A 17,528-nucleotide genomic window follows, 5' to 3' on the forward strand; every position below is an offset into this window, starting at 1 on the left:
CCTCTTGATTGATCGTTCCCACGCTCTGCGTGGGAATGCCGCCGGGGACGCTCCGCGTTCCGCTGTCGACGCAAGGCTTGAGTCCTGCGCGCTGCGACGCGGAGCGTCACGGGATCCATTCCCACGCGGGTGGGGAACGATCAGGGTTGTGGCTTAGAGCGTGCCAAACACCTTCTTCGCCAAACTGGTCGCCGCTGCCGCCGGGTTCTGGCGGATGGTTTCTTCCTGCTTGCCGATCATTTCGAACAAACCGTTCAACGCCTGCTCGGTCACGTAGTTTTCGACGTTGGCGTTCTTCGCATCGATCACGCCCATGGTCGCGGCCTGCCCGGCGAAAGAGTTGTACTGCTGGGCCAGTCCAACCTGGTCGGTGGCTTGCTTGACGATGGGCAGGAATTTGGCGCGGATTTGTTCGCGGCTGGTCTTGTTCAGGTACTGGGTAGCCGAATCATTGCCGCCGCTGAGGATGCCCTTGGCATCATCGACCGTCATCTTCTTCACGGCGTCGACTAGGATCGGTTGGGCCTGGACCACGGCGGTTTCCGCCGCTTTGTTCATGCTGGCTTCCAGTTGATCGACCTGATCGCCCATGCCGAACTGTTTCATTTTGCTGGCCACTTTGCCCAGCTTGCCCGGTAGTTCGATCTTCACGTCCGGGTTGTTGCTGAAGCCGCCCGGGGTGCCGAGTTGTTTCACCGCCAGTTGCGCGCCTTGGGTCAGGGCGTCCTTGAGACCGCCGGTGGCGTCTTTTTGCGACAGGTCGCTGAGGGACAGTGCCAGGGCGCTGGCAGAGATCATCAAGCCTGCGCACAGGCCGGCAAAACGGAGGGTAGGGCGGAGCATGGCAACTTCCTTTTTCAAAAAGACACGCATTTCAATAAGCTTTAGCGGGCTGGCAGGCTGGCAGGCTGGCAGGCTGGCAGGCTGTCAGCGGTGCGGCCGCTGCGATCAGGGATAGTTTTTTTCATTGGTAGATCTTCGTATCGACGGCGCCAGAACTGACTGGCGCCATGATCAATCTAGACGGTTCGTTCGGGCGTTGCGGGTTGATCCGCCGCATCTTCACTGCGATGCAACGCCACCTGGCGGATCGACAGCCGAATCTCCGCCGGCAATACCCGCTTGGCCGCGCCTTCTGCCAGTTCGCCGAGCAGTTCGTGATAACCCAGCTTGCCCGCCTCGTCGCGCTTGAGCACGTCGAGGTCCAGCAGAGTCTGGATGAAATGGCGGAACAGGCTCTTGTCGAAGAACTCCGGGGCGTTCAGGCCATGCAGGATCGACAGGCGCTGGGCCATGACCGTGCACAGGTCTTCCAGTTCTTCGGCGCTGATGCTGTTCTGGCCGCTGTTGAGCAGCAGGGACACAGTCATGTAGAAGCGCTGCAAGGTCTGGGCAATGCTTTTCGACAGCAGCGTCAACAGCACGAAATGCCGCGAGCTCGGGGCCGGGCGCAGGTAGACGTCATTCTCGAAACGCAGCAGGCCTTGTTCGACGAACGCTTGCAGCCATTGGTCGATCACTCCGTCCAGCTCTTCCAGTGGCCAGCGAATGAACAGCTCCGCTTGCAGGTAGGGGTACAGCGCACGGGTGTAGCGCAGGATCTGTTCGCGGCTCATGCGCGAGGCACTTTGGAAGAAGCTCGCCAGTAACGCCGGCAGCGCGAAGATGTGCAGCACGTTGTTGCGGTAATAGGTCATCAGGACGGCGTTCTGCTCGTCCAGATAGAGAATCTTGCCCAACGCATCGCTTTGCTCCGAGAGCAGGTCCATGTCCTTCACATGCTCGATCAACGCTCGGCCATCACCTTCGGGCAGGGTGGTGTGGGGCGAGTACGGGACTTTTCGTAACAGCGCCAGGTACAGGTCGAGGACCCGCGCCATGGCGCGGTCGTCCAGGGCCAGCCGACTGGTGGACAGCAGCGCCAGCGCAACCAGGTTGACCGGGTTGATCGCCGCCGCTTCGTTCAGGTGCTGCGCGACTTTTTCACCGAGGCGGTTGGTGGTTTCGTTGAGCCAGGCGGGTTTGAACTGGGGGGCCAGTTCCTGCTCGCGCCAGTTTGGCTGCTCGCTGTCGAGAAATTGCGCCAGTTTGATCGGCTCACCGAAGTTCACCGCGACTTGACCGAAGCGCTGCTTGAGCGCGCCGATGACCTTGAAAATGTCAAAGATCGATTCTTTCTTCTTGCTCGCGCCACGCAGCTCGCCCAGGTAGGTCCGGCCTTCCAGCACGCGCTCGTAGCCGATGTACACCGGCACGAAGACGATGGGCACGCGTGACGAACGCAGGAAGCTGCGCAGGGTGATCGCCAGCATGCCGGTTTTCGGTTGCAGCATGCGCCCGGTGCGCGAACGGCCGCCCTCGACGAAGTACTCCACCGGGAAGCCCTTGGTGAACAGGGTGTGCAGGTATTCGTTGAACACCGAGGTGTACAGCGGGTTGCCCTTGAAGGTGCGACGCATGAAGAACGCACCGCCGCGCCGCAGCAGGCCGCCGATCCCGGGCATGTTGAGGTTGATCCCGGCGGCGATGTGCGGCGGGGTCAGGCCGTTGCGAAACAGCAGGTAGGACAGCAGCAGGTAGTCGATGTGGCTGCGATGGCAGGGTACGTAGATCACTTCGTAACCCGGGGCAACTTTCTGCACGCCTTCGATGTTGTTGACCTTGATGCCATCGTAGATTTTGTTCCAGAACCAGCTGAGCACCACTTCCATGAAGCGGATGGCGGTGTAGGTGTAGTCCGAGGCGATCTCGTTGCCGTAGCGCAGGGCCTGGGCCTTGGCTTTCTCCGGCGAGATGTTCTCGCGCTCGGCTTCGTCGAGGATCGCCTGCTTTACCAGCGGCTGGTTGACCAGGCCCTTGACCAGGTTGCGTCGGTGGGAAATATCCGGACCGATGACCGCGGTTTTCAGGTTGCGAAAGTGCACCCGCAGAATGCGTTGGGCCATGCGCACGGTGCGTTCGTGACCTTTGTTGTGCTCGATCAGTTCACGCAGGTGGATCGGCGCGGAAAACTGCACGCGGGTCTTGCGCCCCAGCACGATGATGCTCAGCAAGCGGCGCAAGCGCCCGGTGACTGCCCAACTGTCGGCGAACAACAGTTTCCACGGGCTGTTTTCGCTGTCCGGCGACTGCCCCCAGAACACGCTGACCGGAATGATCTGCGCATCTTCGGCGGCGTTCTGGCTCAAGGCACTGACCAGGCGGGTCAGGGTGGGCGGTGCGCCGCGCTTGTCCTGACGCCCGAGCCAGTCCGGGTCCGGTGTCAGGTAGAAGAACGCGGCCGGTTCCAGCAGGTTGCCCACCGATACCGGCAGCACCGGACGCGGCAGGCCGGCCTTGGTGCATTCGGTGTCGACCACGGCCAGGTCGGTCAACGAAGGATTTTGCAGGACGTAGAACACCGGGCGACTGCGGTCGAGGTTGAGGGTGAACGACGACTGGTTGATCGTCTCCGAGCGAACCCAGAGGTACAACAGTCGGCGCAGGGTGCCAAACACAAGACGGCGGAACGGGGAGCGGGTCATACGGCTTCTGCGTGAGTGAATAAAACCGAGCGTTTGCTCGGGCGGGAGACAGTGTGCCGGATTCGTCGAAAATCGGCAAAAAAGCGCTCAACCATTCTGTAGTTGAGAGTTTCTGCGCCTGTCATATACTCGGGCGCTCAAAATAAAAACAAGGGGGTACTGACATGGCAACGCGCGAAACCGGCAATGTGAAGTGGTTCAACGACGCCAAGGGCTACGGTTTTATTCAACGCGAGGACGGGGTGGACGTGTTCGTGCATTACCGCGCGATTCGCGGTGAGGGGCACCGTTCGCTGACTGAAGGCCAGCAGGTCGAGTATGGGGTGGTAACCGGCGAGAAGGGTTTGCAGGCTGAGGATGTGGTGGGGCTGTAATCCTGAGATCAAAAGATCGCAGCCTGCGGCAGCTCCTACAGGTGTACACATAACCCTGTAGGAGCTGCCGCAGGCTGCGATCTTTGGCGGTTAAGCAGTTTTCCAGGTGATCTCTTCTTCACCATCGGCGCTGATGCGAATCCAGCGATCCGCCGTCTCTTCACCTTCTTCCTCGACCCAGCTACCCGGTGCGCAGCGCACTTCGACGTTCAACGCGGCAAAGGCAGCGCGGGCGCAGGCGATGTCATCTTCCCACGGCGTCTGGTCGCTTTCCAGGTACAGGCTGTTCCACTTTCCTACGGCCTTGGGCAACCAGGTCACCGGCACGTTGCCAGCCTTGCACTTGTAGGTCTGGCCTTTCTGTACCCAGTCGGTGCACGGGCCCAATGCCGTGCCGAGCCAGGCCGAGATGGCCTTGTGGTCGACGTCGGCGTCTTTCAGGTAAATCTCGATATCGGGCTGGCGCATGGATGTCCTCACTGCGTGTCTGAAAAATCCATTCGCGGATTTAGCCGGTCTTGAGCCGTTGCCCAAGACCAAAAATGGTTGAAGTTATTGAAGTACGAAGTAATCGTAGCGCATCGATACGGTGACTTCGAAAGGCTCGACCTGCTCAATGACCGCTGCCCGGCGCTCGGCACTGGCGCGCCAGCCGTGGGGGGTCATGGCCAACAGGTTCGCCCGGTCCTGACCACTGGCAAGTGTCAGTTTGAAAGTCAGGGTTTCGCTATGAGCCAGCGCCATGCCTTCAGGCACCAGGTCCAGGTGCTTGTCGTCGATGTACTCGCGGACTTCGTCGTACAGCCGCTCACGCAGCTCCATCAGGTGGCCGCTGGTCGGTCCGACTTTCATCAGGCCGCCACCGGGGCTGAGCAGGCGCTTGGCTTCGTCCCAATCCAGCGGGCTGAAAACGCTGGCCAGGAACTGACAGCTGCCCGATGCCAGCGGCACGCGGGCCATGCTGGCGATCAACCAGGTGAGCTTGGGGTTGCGTTTGCAGGCGCGCTTGACCGCTTCCCGGGAAATGTCCAGGGCGTAGCCGTCGGCGTCCGGCAAGGCGTCGGCGATTTGCGCAGTGTAATAACCCTCGCCACAACCGATATCGATCCAGCGCTGTGGCGCGTAACCTGCCGCCAGTTCCGCCAGGCGCTTGGCCACCGGCGCGTAATGGCCGGCGTTGAGGAAGTCGCGGCGGGCTTCGACCATCGCCTGGTTATCCCCAGGGTCGCGGCTGTTCTTGTGCTGCACCGGCAACAGGTTCAGGTAACCCTGGCGCGCACGGTCGAAACGATGCCCGGCGGGGCAGGCCACGCCGTTGTCCACCGCGCTGAGCGGTTCACTGCAGATCGGGCAAGCGAGCATCAGGCGAGCAACTTGATCAGGGTCTGGTAGTAGATTTCGGTCAACACATCGAGGTCGGCCGCCAGCACGCGCTCATTGACCTGGTGGATGGTCGCGTTGACCGGCCCCAGCTCGACCACCTGCGTGCCCATGGTCGCAATGAAGCGACCGTCGGAAGTGCCACCGCTGGTGGACGCCTGGGTTTCACGACCGGTGATGTCCTTGATGCTCGAGGACACGGCGTCGAGCAGCGCGCCCGGTTCGGTGAGGAACGGCAGGCCGGACAGTGCCCAGTCGATGTGCCAGTCCAGGGCATGCTTGTCGAGAATGTCGGCGACACGTTTTTGCAGGCCTTCAACGGTCGACTCGGTGGAGAAGCGGAAGTTGAATACGGCGACCAGGTCACCCGGGATGACGTTGGTCGCGCCGGTGCCGGAGTTGACGTTGGAAATCTGGAAACTGGTCGGCGGGAAGAAATCGTTGCCGTGGTCCCAATGCTCGGCGGCAAGTTCCGCCAGCGCTGGAGCGGCGAGGTGAATCGGGTTCTTGGCCAGGTGCGGGTAGGCCACGTGGCCCTGTACACCACGCACGGTCAGCTTGGCGCCGAGGGAACCGCGACGGCCGTTCTTGACCACGTCACCGACCAGGGTGGTGCTCGACGGTTCGCCGACGATGCACCAGTCCAGACGCTCCTTGCGTGCGACCAGGCGTTCAATCACGGCCTTGGTGCCATGGTGCGCCGGGCCTTCTTCGTCGCTGGTGATCAGGAAGGCGACCTTGCCCTTGTGATCCGGGTAATCGGCGACGAAACGCTCGGCGGCCACGGTCATGGATGCCAGGCTGCCTTTCATGTCTGCCGCGCCACGGCCGCAGAGCATGCCGTGTTCGTCGATGACTGCGTTGAACGGATCGATTTGCCAGGCGGTCACGGGACCTGTCGGCACCACGTCGGTGTGGCCGGCGAAGCACAGTACCGGGCCATCGTGTTTTCCGTGGGTGGCCCAGAAGTTATCCACATCTTCGATGCGCATCGGTTCCAGCATGAAACCGGCATCGCCCAGGCGCTGCATCATCTGCTTCTGGCAATCGGCGTCGAGCGGCGTCACGGACGGACGGCGGATCAGGTCGATGGCGAGTTGAAGGGTCGGCGAAAGGTCGGCGTGGGCCGTCATGGGAAACTCCGGAAATCATGAATGTGGGCGCGGACCCACTGTGGGAGCGAGCCTGCTCGCGAAGGCGGCGTGCCAGTCAACATAAACGTTGATTGTTACAACGCCTTCGCGAGCAGGCTCGCTCCCACAGGGATCAGGTCCGGCCATTGGGCCGTAGGCCCTGCAAAATGGCGGTTATCTTAAAGCAAAACGGCGACCATTGGCCGCCGTTTAGTGCATCGGCGAAGATTTAGACCGCTGGCGCCGTTTCGGTTTCGGCGGTCGGCTTCGGCAGGGAGGAGAGGAACGCCATGATCAGCGCCGCCAGGTACGGCAGCGACTGCACCAGCAGCATGGTCACCCAGAAGCGCATGTCGTTGCTCGGCATGCCGTTCACCAGGAAAATCCCCAGCGCGGCGCCCCACAGCAACAGCATGATGAACACCTCTTCCCGGGCCTCCGAAATCGCCACCCAGAAGCCGTGGTTATCGGCGTTCTTCGGCGTGCGGAAGAACGGGATGCTGCTGGTGAAGAACCCGTACAACACCGCCTTGGCGATGGTGTGCGACAACGCAAGTCCCGCCAGTGCCGCGCAGAACGCATCCTTGAGGTTCACCCCCACCGCCCGTCGGTAGAGGAAGATGATCTTGCCGACCTTGAACACGAACAGCGCCAGGGGCGGGATCGCGAAAATCAGCAACGGCGGATCGACCCGCTGCGGCACGATGATCATCGCTGCCGACCACAACAGCGCGCCGACAGTGAAGAAGATGTTCATGCCATCGGCGACCCACGGCAACCAGCCCGCGAGGAAGTGGTAGCGCTGGCCGCGGGTCAGCTCGGTGTCCTTGCCGCGCAGCAGGCTGCGGGTGTGACGCTTGATGATCTGGATCGCGCCATAGGCCCAGCGGAACCGCTGTTTCTTGAAGTCGATGAAGGTGTCGGGCATCAGGCCCTTGCCGTAGCTGTCGTGGTAATACGCCGCCGACAGGCCTTTTTCGAACACGCGCAGGCCCAGCTCGGCGTCTTCGCAGATGCACCAGTCGGCCCAGCCCAGCTCCTCGAGCACCGAGCGCCGGGTCATCGTCATGGTCCCGTGCTGGATGATCGCGTCACGGTCGTTACGGGTAACCATGCCGATGTGGAAGAAGCCCTTGTATTCCGCGTAGCAGAGCTTCTTGAAGGTGCTTTCGTTCTGGTCGCGGTAATCCTGCGGCGACTGCACCACGGCGATTTTCGGGTCGGCGAAGTGCGGCACCATGTGCTTGAGCCAGTTGGGGTGCACGCAGTAATCGGAGTCGATCACCGCGATCACTTCGGCATCCTTGGCCGTGTGGGGGATCAGGTAGTTCAGCGCGCCGCCCTTGAAACCGGCCAAGGGGGCGACGTGGAAGAACTTGAAGCGCGGGCCGAGGGTTTCGCAGTAATCGCGCACCGGTTCCCAGACCGCCGGGTCCTTGGTGTTGTTGTCGATGATCAGGACTTCGAAGTCCGGATAGTCGAGATTGGCCAGGGCGTTGAGGGTCTCCTTGACCATCTCTGGAGGCTCGTTGTAGCACGGCACATGGATGGATACTTTCGGTCGATAGTTCGAATCACCGACCACCGGCAGGAATTCCCGGCGCCGCTTGTGGATCCACACGGCTTCGGCCAGTTCGTGGGCCTCGGTCAGCAACACGATGAACACCCCGAGGGCACCAAGGGCGAGCAGGAAGCCCACCGTCAGGCTGAACCAGGTGCTGTATTGCTGGCTGTAGTCATAACCGATCCACACCAGCACCGAACCGCAAAGGAACGCGATAAAGGTCAGGAAGGTGCGACCACGCTGGCGCAGGGCCGAGCCGTCGATCATCAGCAGGGTCAGCGACAGCAGCGCCAATACCACCGAACCGATGGCCAGCACGCGCCATTGCGGGATCGCGACCACCGGACCTTCGAAGTTGAATTTCTGTTGGCGTGCGGCGTTGAACACACCCCAGTAGGCGCCTACCGAACCTTCGTCACTGGCCTTCCACGGCTGGTCGAACGCTTCGATCACGAAGTAGTTGAAGCCCTGGCGGTTGAGCTTGTTGACCAGGGTTCGCAGATAGATCGCCTGGTCTGCCGGCGACGCATCGGCGCCGCCGCGCATGCGGCCGTTGCTCGGCCAGCCCACTTCGGAGAGCAGCAGCGGTTTCTTCGGGAACATCTTTTTCAGGTCGCGAGCCCGGTCGAGGACGAACTGTCCGGCCTTGTCCATCGGGATGAACTCCCAGTAAGGCAGCACGTGGGCGGCAATCAGGTCGACGTGCTTGGCCAGTTCGGGGTGTTCTTCCCAGACGTGCCACTGTTCGGACGTGGTCACCGGCACCTTTACAGCGGCGCGAACGCGATCAAGGATCACGCTCAGTTCGGCCGCGGTGATTTCCTTGCGGAAAATGGCTTCGTTACCTACAACGACGCGCACGACGCTGCGCGAAGAATTGGCGATTTCGATGGCGCGGGTGATTTCCCGCTCGTTGCGTTCCTGGTCCGGGCTGATCCAGATCCCCAGTGTCACCCGCAGGCCAAACTCTTCCGCCAGCTTGGGAATGTTTTCCAGCGTACCGTCGACCGAGTAAGTACGGATGTTGTCCGTCAGCTTGCTCATGATCTCCAGGTCACGACGCATTTGATCGTCAGTCGGGTACTGCTCCTTCTGTGGGAATTGACCCTGCTGGAAAGGTGAGTACGAGAAGCCGGAGATCTGTTCGGGCCAGTTGGGGGCGGTCACCGGGCGATTGATCAGCGCCCAGAAACCGGTAAACAAGGCAGCGATGGCGAGCACCACCACCAGGTTGAGTCCAAATTTACGCGATGACATAGTTATTTCGGGTTCCAAAGACTGTGGAACGAAGGAACGGTCGGACCGCCAAGGGGGGCGAATCCTACACTAGGCATTCTCTGAACCTATAGCGGACAGGGAATTACTCGACATTGGGCAATTCACTTTCACATAAGTTCTTACACTTACCGCTCGAACCCTAAAATTTCGTGCGGCGAAGCCCTATACTGCGCGCCGGTTTTTGAGGTGATGGTCATGAGTACAGAAGATCCGCGGTTTGCAGGCATCGCCCGTTTGTATGGCATCGAGGGCCTTGAGCGCCTGCGCGCGGCGCATGTGGCGATTGTTGGCGTCGGTGGCGTCGGTTCCTGGGCGGCGGAAGCCATGGCCCGTTGCGGTGTCGGCGAGATCTCATTGTTCGACTTGGACGATGTCTGTGTCAGCAACGCCAACCGCCAGTTACACGCACTGGACAGCACCGTCGGCAAACCCAAGGTCGAAGTGATGGCCGAGCGCTTGCGCGGGATCAATCCCGATTGCACGGTGCACGCGGTGCCGGATTTCGTCACCCGCGAGACCATGGCCGAGTACATCACGCCGAACATCGATTGCGTGATCGACTGCATCGACAGCGTCAACGCCAAGGCGGCGCTGATTGCCTGGTGCAAGCGGCGCAAGATCCAGATCATCACCACCGGCGGCGCGGGCGGGCAGATCGATCCGACGCTGATCCAGGTCTGCGACCTCAACCGTACGTTCAATGACCCGTTGGCGTCGAAAGTGCGCTCCACCTTGCGCCGCGACTATGGCTTCTCGCGCACCGTGACCCGTCATTACAGCGTGCCGTGTGTGTTCTCCACCGAGCAACTGCGCTACCCGAAACCCGATGGCAGCATTTGCCTGCAGAAGAGTTTCGTCGGTGATGGTGTGAAACTTGACTGCGCCGGTGGTTTTGGCGCAGTGATGATGGTGACGGCGACCTTCGGCATGGTCGCGGCGACCAAGGCGGTGGACAAGATCGTGGCGGGTGTGCGACGGCCGGCGGAGCGCGTCAAACCTTCCTGACTGATCGTTCCCACGCAGAGCGTGGGAACGATCAGTCAGGCGGCGAGTTCACGCATCCGTTGTAAAACCGCATTCAAGCCATTGCTTCGGGACTGCGACAACTGCCGAGCCAGTCCCAGCTGATTGAACCAGTCCGCCAAATCCACCTGGCGCAACTCAGCCGCCGACAACCCGTTGACCCGCGCCAGCAGCAACGCCACCAACCCGCGAATCAACCGTGCATCACTGTTGGCCCTGAACAGCCAGTGGCCATCCTTCAGTTCGCCCACCAGCCATACCTGGCTTTCGCAGCCGTGCACCCGGTTGGTGTCACACATTTCTACTTCGCTCAGTACGGGCAGGCGCTCGCCCCACTGCATCAGCAGGCGCGCCCGTTGTTCCCAGCCCGGCAGATCTTGAAAGGCTTGCAGCGCGTCCACGGCTTCAGCGGGAAGGCTCATCGCAATAACTCCAGTGCTTGATCCAGCGCTTCAAAGAACCGTTCCAGGTCTTCGGAGTCGTTGTACAGCGCCAACGACACCCGAATCGCTCCGGCCAGGTGCAGGCTTTTGAGCAGCGGCATGGCGCAGTGATGACCGGCGCGGACCGCAATGCCCTGTTCGGTCAGAAGGTGCGCCAGATCCGAGTTATGTACACCTTCGATGGTGAAGCTCGCCAGTGCCACTTGCGGCTTGCCCAACAGGCGGATGCCGTTACGCGCAGCGAGTCCCTTGAGCAGATAGTCATGCAGGACCGATTCATGGGCGCAAACGGCGTGCTGATCGAGCCCGGCAAGGTAATCCAGGCTTGCCCCCAGCCCAATGACGCTGGAAATCGGCGGCGTGCCGGCTTCGAATCCCAGTGGCGCAGGGCGAAAGCGCGCGTCGTGATAGTTGGCGTCCAGGACCATTTCGCCGCCGAACTGCCAGGGGCGTAGCTGTTGCAGCGCTTCATGGCGCCCAAACAACACGCCCAGGCCATCGGGGCCATAGAGCTTATGGCTGGAAAATACATAGAAGTCGCACCCCAGCGTTTGCACGTCATGCCGGCCATGGACCACGCCCTGGGCGCCGTCGATCACGGTCAAGGCGTTTTGCGCCTTGGCCAGCGCCAGCAGCGCGGGCAGGGGTTGCCAGGCGCCGATGACGTTGGACAACTGGCTGACAGCCAGCAGCCGCGTGCGTGGGCCGATCAACCGTCGGGCAGCGTCAAGGTAGATCACACCGTCGGCGTCCAGTGGCAGGATCACCAGTTTCAGCTCGCGGCGCTGCGCCAGTTGCTGCCACGGCAGCAGGTTGGCGTGATGTTCCAGGGCGCTGATGACGATCTCATCGCCTGGATTGAAAAGATGCTCCAGGCCATAGGCCAGGAGGTTCAGCGCGGACGTCGCGCCATGCGTGAAGATGATTTGCCCGCTGTCGCCGGCATTGAGCCATTGCGCGGCTTTGCGCCGACTGTCCTCGAATGCTTGGGTCGCATGGGCGCCGGGCAAGTGTTGTGCCCGATGCACGTTGGCCGCGCCGTTGGCGTAGTAATGTGCCAGCGCATCGATCAGGGCTTGCGGTTTTTGCGTGGTGGCGGCGTTGTCCAGATAGGTCTGGCCTTGCCGGTGAAGGGCGGCGATGGCCGGAAAGTCGGCGCGCCAGGGGGAGAGAATCATCATGGTGTTCGGCCTTTACGCCTGACCCCTGTAGGAGCGAGCATGCTCACGATCGACGCCTGGACGACACGGGGTGTCGGGTGCCCCGCGTTATCGTTGACGTTCATCGCGAGCATGCTCGCTCCTGCAGGGATCGACTGACGCTTAGTTGTGAGCGTGCAGCGCTTCGTTCAATTCGATCGCCGATTTGTGGGTTTTGCACTCCACGGCACCGGTTTGCGAATTGCGACGGAACAGCAGGTCGGTCTGGCCGGCCAGCTCACGGGCTTTCACAACTTTCACCAGCTCGTTGTTCTCGTCCAGTAGCGCCACCTTGGTGCCGGCAGTCACGTACAGGCCAGACTCAACGGTGTTGCGATCGCCCAACGGGATGCCGATACCGGCGTTGGCGCCGATCAGGCAGCCTTCGCCAACCTTGATCACGATGTTGCCGCCGCCCGAGAGGGTGCCCATGGTCGAGCAGCCGCCGCCCAGGTCCGAACCCTTGCCGACGAATACGCCAGCGGAGACGCGGCCTTCGATCATGCCCGGGCCTTCGGTGCCGGCGTTGAAGTTGATGAAGCCTTCGTGCATGACGGTGGTGCCTTCGCCCACGTAGGCGCCCAGGCGCAGGCGCGCGGCGTCAGCGATACGCACGCCGGCCGGTACGACGTAGTCGGTCATTTTCGGGAACTTGTCCACCGAGAACACTTCCAGCAGCTCGCCGCGCAGGCGGGCTTCGAGTTGATGCTCGGCCAGCTCGGACAGGTCGATGGCGCCCTGGCTGGTCCAGGCTACGTTTGGCAGCAGCGGGAACACGCCAGCCAGGTTCAGGCCGTGTGGCTTGACCAGGCGATGGGACAGCAGGTGCAGCTTGAGGTAGGCCTCAGGCGTGGAGGTCAGTTGTGCGTCTTCGGCCAGGACAGTGGCGACCAGCGGCTTGTGGCTCTCGGCCAGGCGGGTCAGCAGGGCGGCCTGGGCAGCGTCGACCCCTTTCACGGCTTCAGCCAGTTGCGAAGCTTGCGCGGTGGTGAAGGTGATGGCCTGGTTGCCTTCGGTGTAGCCCAGGATCGGCGCAATGGCAGCGACCAGTTCTGCAGACGGGTTGAGCAATGGCTGTGCGTAGAACACTTCCAGCCAGGCGCCTTGACGGTTTTGAGTGCCGACACCAAAGGCCAGGCTGAACAGGGTAGTGGACATGTTGATACCTCTAGCAAATTGAAACGGGCTGCTTACTTGAGCGCGGCCGCGTAGATATCTGGCTTGAAGCCAATCAGGGTTCGGTCACCGAGATCGAGCACCGGGCGCTTGATCATCGAAGGTTGTGCGAGCATCAGTTCGATGGCTTTCGACTGGTCGAGATCGGCTTTGCGTTCGTCGTCGAGCTTGCGAAAGGTCGTGCCTGCACGGTTTAACACCACTTCCCAGCCGTGCTCGTTGCACCATTGGGTCAGGTGTTCACGATCGATACCGATCGCTTTGTAATCATGGAAGTCATAGCTGACAGCGTGTTCATCAAGCCAGGTGCGCGCCTTTTTCATGGTGTCGCACGCCTTGATGCCGAAAAGGTGCAACGTTTTACTTGAAACGGTCAAGGAATCGCCCCCTTTACAGGTGCCGGAAATAAAAGGTCTGGGATTATGCCATGGATGCGCCAATCCTGTGGGTGCAGGCTCGCTCCGACAGGGGGAATGGTGCCTGGGCCAACCGCGTGCGACGTTGGTGCAAGGGGCAGTGCACAGTCTAAGCGGCTAATATGGCACTTCGATGCTGTCGATTGTCCGGGAACCACGTTTTATGCAAACCGCCTACACCGTCCTGATCCTGTTGATGCTGGTGGGCGTTTCGCGCTTGCTCGGGCGGGTGATCCCGCTGCCGCTGCCACTGGTGCAAATTGCCGCGGGTGCCTTGCTCGCCTGGCCGACCCTGGGCCTGCATGTGGCATTGGACCCTGAATTGTTTCTGTTCCTGTTCCTGCCACCGTTGCTGTTTTCCGACGGTTGGCGCATGCCCAAGCGTGCATTGTGGCATCTGCGTGGACCGATCCTGACCCTGGCCGTGGGGTTGGTGTTGTTTACCGTGGTCGGTGCGGGTTATTTCATCCACTGGCTGCTACCGAGCATACCGTTGCCAGTCGCGTTTGCGCTGGCGGCAGTGCTGTCGCCGACCGACGCCGTGGCGGTCTCGGCGATCTCGCAGAACCGTTTGCCGACGCCCTTGATGCACATGCTGCAGGGCGAGGCGCTGATGAACGATGCCTCGGGCCTGGTGACGTTCAAGTTTGCCCTGGTGGCGGCGGTGACTGGCGCATTCTCCCTGGCCACTGCCAGCCTGACGTTCGTGATGGTCGCCCTCGGTGGCCTGGCTGTCGGTGTGGCCTTGAGTTGGTTGGTGGGGCGTTTGCGGGCATGGATGATTGCCCGTGGCTGGGATGACCCGGCCACCCACGTCGTCTTCATGTTGTTGCTGCCGTTTGCCGCGTACGTGCTCGCCGAGCGCGTGGGTGCGTCGGGCATTCTGTCGGCGGTGGCGGCGGGAATGATGCAGAGCTGGCTCGATCTGCTGCCGCGCCAGACCAATACGCGCCTGCTCAATCGCAGCGTCTGGTCGTTGCTGGAGTTCGCCTTCAATGGGTTGATCTTTCTGCTGCTGGGCTTGCAACTGCCGGACATCGTCAAGGCGGTGGCCAGCCAGGAAACCTCGCTGTGGCCGACCTTGCTGTATCGCTGCTTCGATGTCGTGGCGATTTTCCTGGTGCTGTTGGCATTGCGTTTCGTCTGGGTGCAGAGCATCTGGCGGGCGTCGATCGTTCTGCGGCGCCTGCGCGGCAAGGGCGAAATGACCCAGGTACCGATCACGCGGTCCTGCTGGTTGCTCACTGTCGGTGGCGTACGCGGAGCAGTGACGCTGGCGGGTGTGATGTCGGTGCCGCTGCTGATGGGAGCGGTGGCGTTCCCGGAGCGCGATCTGCTGATTTTCATCGCCGCCGGAGTGATCCTGTTGTCGCTGATCGCCGCCTGCATCGCTTTGCCATTGTTACTGCGCGGTATTGAGAAAAGCTCCGACGACAAACGTCGCAATGAAGTGCGCGATGCCTGGCGTAAAACTGCCGAGGCGGCCATTCATGCCTTGGAAACTGAAGAGGCCAGCCCCCAGGATGCGGCGCAGGCAGCGCTGGCCGCAGAGCTCAAGGCGCGGATCATGGCCGAGTACCGCCAGCAACTGGAGATATTCAACGATTCGGCAGAAGCACAGGCCTTGGCCTTGCAGATGGACTTGCTGGAACGGCGCCTGCGATTAAAGGCGCTGCGAGCGCAGCGCTTGGAGTTGTATAGCCTCAGTCGTCATCACCAGATCGCCGATGACGTATTGCGGGAAGTATTGGGTGAGTTGGACTTGAGTGAGGCTCAGCTTGGCGTGGTGAAGTAAGGTTGTATCGTCGCAGCCGGCGCGGTTATGGGTAAATCCTGCGCACGGCTGCGATGTCGCCTTCGCTGATGTTCAAGTTTGCAGGTTGATGCCAGTCGCCCACGGTAAGTTCGTTGAGTACGTGATAATGCATCACTGATTGGCGGTCATAGGGTGTGTAAGTCCGAAAGGCGCTGCGCTCCAAGGGGAAAACGTTGGCATCAACTTCAGCCCTTGAAAGTTTATGGTTGTGAGCCATGTGAATATATGTTTTTTCTCGGTCCCAGGGTATTCCGGCATCTGGATGTTGATGTTCATGGTGCAGGCCGAGTGCATGCCCAAACTCATGTATGACCGTGGATTCGAAGTAGGGTGAGTCAAAATTGGTGCCGAGTGTCATGGACGGAAGGTCGTGGGCACCGGTAAGGGCGTCGGTGCCGAGTCTTGAACTTCCGCTATTGTCGAACGAGTGTTGAAAATCGACACGGATATCACCCAGGCGTTCATCCGAGGCAAAAATATCCTGCTCATCCATTTCAATGAATTCGAATTTGAGATTGATATACGGTAGCCATTTGCTTGCGCCATTTTTTACGGCGGCAAAAGAATGCTCGTTATATTCGAAAACCAGAATCTTCAGGGTTCTGCCGGGTAGCCAATATTTAGTGTGCTCGCTGACGCTGCGTTTTTTGCGATTGCCCGGACTTGCTCCATTACTGGGGTTTTCATTAATGGCCGCCTGATAAGATTCGAGGGGGTCGGGAGCTGTGATGGGTTTACAGTATTTAAGTTGATTCATGTGGTTGCACTTAGTTGTTTGTTAATGAGTCCTCAAAGTAAAAGGTTGGCAGGTGGTTGTCGAGGTGGGTAGTTGTTCAGTTTGTTGCGCGTATTATTGAGTGCACAGTGTTTAAGTTCCCTGCACCGCGTTGCACGGTACAGGGAAAGCTCATTGTCAGCTTCTGCGTGCGTCAATGAAGTTTCGAATTCGCTCCGCGGCTTCTACACACTCGGCCAACGGCGCAACCAACGCCATGCGCACACGCCCGGCACCCGGATTGACGCCATCCACCTCGCGGGACAGATATGAACCTGGCACCACGGTCACATGCTCCTGCTCGAACAGGTCGCGGCAGAAGGCCGCGTCGTCACCGGCCACATTCGGCCAAAGGTAAAAACCACCGTCCGGGCGTTGCACGTCCATCACCGGGCTGAGGATTTTCAGCACCGCGTCGTACTTCTCGCGATACAGCGCACGGTTGGCGCGCACATGCACTTCGTCGTTCCACGCGGCAACGCTGGCCAGTTGGGTTTGAACCGGCATCGCGCAGCCGTGATAGGTGCGATAGAGCAGAAAGCCCTTGAGGACGTCAGCGTCACCGGCCACGAAGCCCGAACGCAGGCCTGGCAGGTTGGAGCGCTTGGACAGGCTGTGGAATACCACGCAGCGCTTGAAATCCTTGCGGCCCAGTTCCACGCAAGCGCTGAGCAGGCCAGGTGGCGGCGTCTGTTCGTCGAAATACAGCTCGCTGTAGCACTCGTCCGCGGCGATCACGAAGTCGTATTCGTCAGCCAGGGCGATCAGCTTTTTCAAGGTCTCGACCGGGATCAGCGCGCCTGTCGGGTTACCCGGCGAGCACAGGAACAGGATCTGGCAGCGTTGCCAGATGTCCGGCGAAACGGCATCGAAATCCGGGTTGAAGCCATTTTCGTCCAGGCACGGCAGGTAGTGCGGCTTGGCCCCGGCGAGGAACGCGGCGCCTTCGTAGATCTGATAGAACGGATTCGGGCTGACCACCAGCGCGTCGTCGCAACGGTTGACCACGGTCTGAGTGAAGGCGAACAGCGCTTCACGGGTGCCGTTGACCGGCAGCACGTTGCGCGCCGGGTCGATCCAGCCGCTCGGTACGTTGAAGCGGCGCTCGCACCAGGCGGCGATGGCTTCACGCAGGGCCGGGATGCCGAGGGTGGTCGGGTACACGGCCATCTGATCCAGGTTGCTGGCCAGGGCTTCGGCGACAAAGCTTGGCGAGCGGTGTTTCGGTTCGCCGATCGACAGCGCGATAGGGCGTTTGTCCGGGTTTGGCGTGACGCTGCCGAGCAGGGCGCGGAGCTTCTCGAACGGGTAGGGCTGGAGCTGGGTCAGAGCGTTGTTCATCGATGGATCTCGTTCAATGTGAAGACCTGCACTACGTAAGAACCGGCTTGCTGGCGATGGCATCACCGCGATTCACCTGGCATACC

Annotated in this window: 15 protein-coding genes; 3 read left to right on the forward strand and 12 right to left on the reverse strand. The window is 60.9% G+C overall.

The genetic code is table 11. From position 1 onward, the window contains the following. Positions 1 to 153 precede the first annotated feature (153 nt). Positions 154 to 843, reverse strand: coding sequence for a DUF4197 domain-containing protein (locus QLG10_RS04950; protein ID WP_110748668.1), 690 nt, complete (start codon positions 841 to 843; stop codon positions 154 to 156). Positions 844 to 1,019: 176 nt separating this feature from the next. Continuing rightward, positions 1,020 to 3,524, reverse strand: coding sequence for a glycerol-3-phosphate 1-O-acyltransferase PlsB (gene plsB, locus QLG10_RS04955; RefSeq protein WP_110748670.1), 2,505 nt, complete (start codon positions 3,522 to 3,524; stop codon positions 1,020 to 1,022). Positions 3,525 to 3,688: 164 nt separating this feature from the next. On the opposite strand from plsB, the gene QLG10_RS04960 reads away from it, so the two are divergent. After that, a complete protein-coding gene (locus tag QLG10_RS04960; RefSeq protein WP_008035470.1) occupies positions 3,689 to 3,898 on the forward strand; it encodes a cold-shock protein in 210 nt (69 codons plus the stop codon). Between the two features lie 90 nt (positions 3,899 to 3,988). On the opposite strand, the gene QLG10_RS04965 is transcribed toward QLG10_RS04960, so the two are convergent. From QLG10_RS04965 to QLG10_RS04980, 4 genes are all read right to left on the reverse strand, one after another. Continuing rightward, a complete protein-coding gene (locus QLG10_RS04965; protein ID WP_090316897.1) occupies positions 3,989 to 4,366 on the reverse strand; it encodes a hypothetical protein in 378 nt (125 codons plus the stop codon). Positions 4,367 to 4,450: 84 nt separating this feature from the next. Next, complete coding sequence (locus QLG10_RS04970) at positions 4,451 to 5,260, reverse strand: putative RNA methyltransferase (RefSeq protein ID WP_188265497.1); 810 nt, start codon at positions 5,258 to 5,260, stop codon at positions 4,451 to 4,453. Continuing rightward, entirely contained in the window at positions 5,260 to 6,411 is a 1,152-nt protein-coding gene (dapE, locus tag QLG10_RS04975) for a succinyl-diaminopimelate desuccinylase (RefSeq protein WP_110748674.1), read from the reverse strand. Before dapE ends, QLG10_RS04970 begins: the two co-directional genes overlap by 1 nt. A gap of 229 nt (positions 6,412 to 6,640) precedes the next feature. Continuing rightward, positions 6,641 to 9,232, reverse strand: coding sequence for a glycosyltransferase (locus tag QLG10_RS04980; RefSeq protein WP_110748676.1), 2,592 nt, complete (start codon positions 9,230 to 9,232; stop codon positions 6,641 to 6,643). 210 nt (positions 9,233 to 9,442) lie between these two features. On the opposite strand from QLG10_RS04980, the gene tcdA reads away from it, so the two are divergent. Then, positions 9,443 to 10,258 (forward strand): tRNA cyclic N6-threonylcarbamoyladenosine(37) synthase TcdA, encoded by an 816-nt coding sequence (gene tcdA / locus QLG10_RS04985; protein WP_033042056.1) that lies wholly within the window; start codon positions 9,443 to 9,445, stop codon positions 10,256 to 10,258. A 35-nt stretch (positions 10,259 to 10,293) separates the two neighbouring features. Here the strand turns inward: tcdA and QLG10_RS04990 are convergent, their stop codons facing one another. From QLG10_RS04990 to QLG10_RS05005, 4 genes are all read right to left on the reverse strand, one after another. Next, positions 10,294 to 10,698: a SufE family protein gene (locus QLG10_RS04990; protein ID WP_110748678.1), complete on the reverse strand. Its 405-nt coding sequence runs from the start codon at positions 10,696 to 10,698 to the stop codon at positions 10,294 to 10,296. Beyond that, the gene (locus QLG10_RS04995) at positions 10,695 to 11,900 is read right to left on the reverse strand and encodes a cysteine desulfurase (RefSeq protein WP_282485881.1); all 1,206 of its coding nucleotides are present in this window, start codon (positions 11,898 to 11,900) and stop codon (positions 10,695 to 10,697) included. The genes QLG10_RS04990 and QLG10_RS04995 overlap by 4 nt, the downstream gene beginning before the upstream one ends. A 141-nt stretch (positions 11,901 to 12,041) precedes the next feature. After that, positions 12,042 to 13,076 carry a 2,3,4,5-tetrahydropyridine-2,6-dicarboxylate N-succinyltransferase gene (gene dapD / locus QLG10_RS05000; RefSeq protein ID WP_110748682.1) on the reverse strand — a complete coding sequence of 345 codons (1,035 nt, stop codon included), beginning with the start codon at positions 13,074 to 13,076 and terminating at the stop codon, positions 12,042 to 12,044. A 32-nt stretch (positions 13,077 to 13,108) separates the two neighbouring features. Beyond that, the gene (locus QLG10_RS05005) at positions 13,109 to 13,471 is read right to left on the reverse strand and encodes an ArsC family reductase (protein ID WP_110748684.1); all 363 of its coding nucleotides are present in this window, start codon (positions 13,469 to 13,471) and stop codon (positions 13,109 to 13,111) included. A gap of 202 nt (positions 13,472 to 13,673) precedes the next feature. Between QLG10_RS05005 and QLG10_RS05010 the strand changes: the two genes are divergently transcribed. Next, positions 13,674 to 15,305 (forward strand): Na+/H+ antiporter, encoded by a 1,632-nt coding sequence (locus QLG10_RS05010; protein WP_188264656.1) that lies wholly within the window; start codon positions 13,674 to 13,676, stop codon positions 15,303 to 15,305. 25 nt (positions 15,306 to 15,330) lie between these two features. On the opposite strand, the gene QLG10_RS05015 is transcribed toward QLG10_RS05010, so the two are convergent. Then, complete coding sequence (locus tag QLG10_RS05015; RefSeq protein WP_110748687.1) at positions 15,331 to 16,083, reverse strand: M12 family metallopeptidase; 753 nt, start codon at positions 16,081 to 16,083, stop codon at positions 15,331 to 15,333. 156 nt (positions 16,084 to 16,239) lie between these two features. Then, a complete protein-coding gene (gene dapC, locus QLG10_RS05020; protein WP_188264658.1) occupies positions 16,240 to 17,442 on the reverse strand; it encodes a succinyldiaminopimelate transaminase in 1,203 nt (400 codons plus the stop codon). Positions 17,443 to 17,528: the final 86 nt, after the last annotated feature.

The sequence above is a fragment of the Pseudomonas sp. V98_8 genome (assembly GCF_029967975.1).
GTDB lineage: Bacteria > Pseudomonadota > Gammaproteobacteria > Pseudomonadales > Pseudomonadaceae > Aquipseudomonas > Aquipseudomonas umsongensis.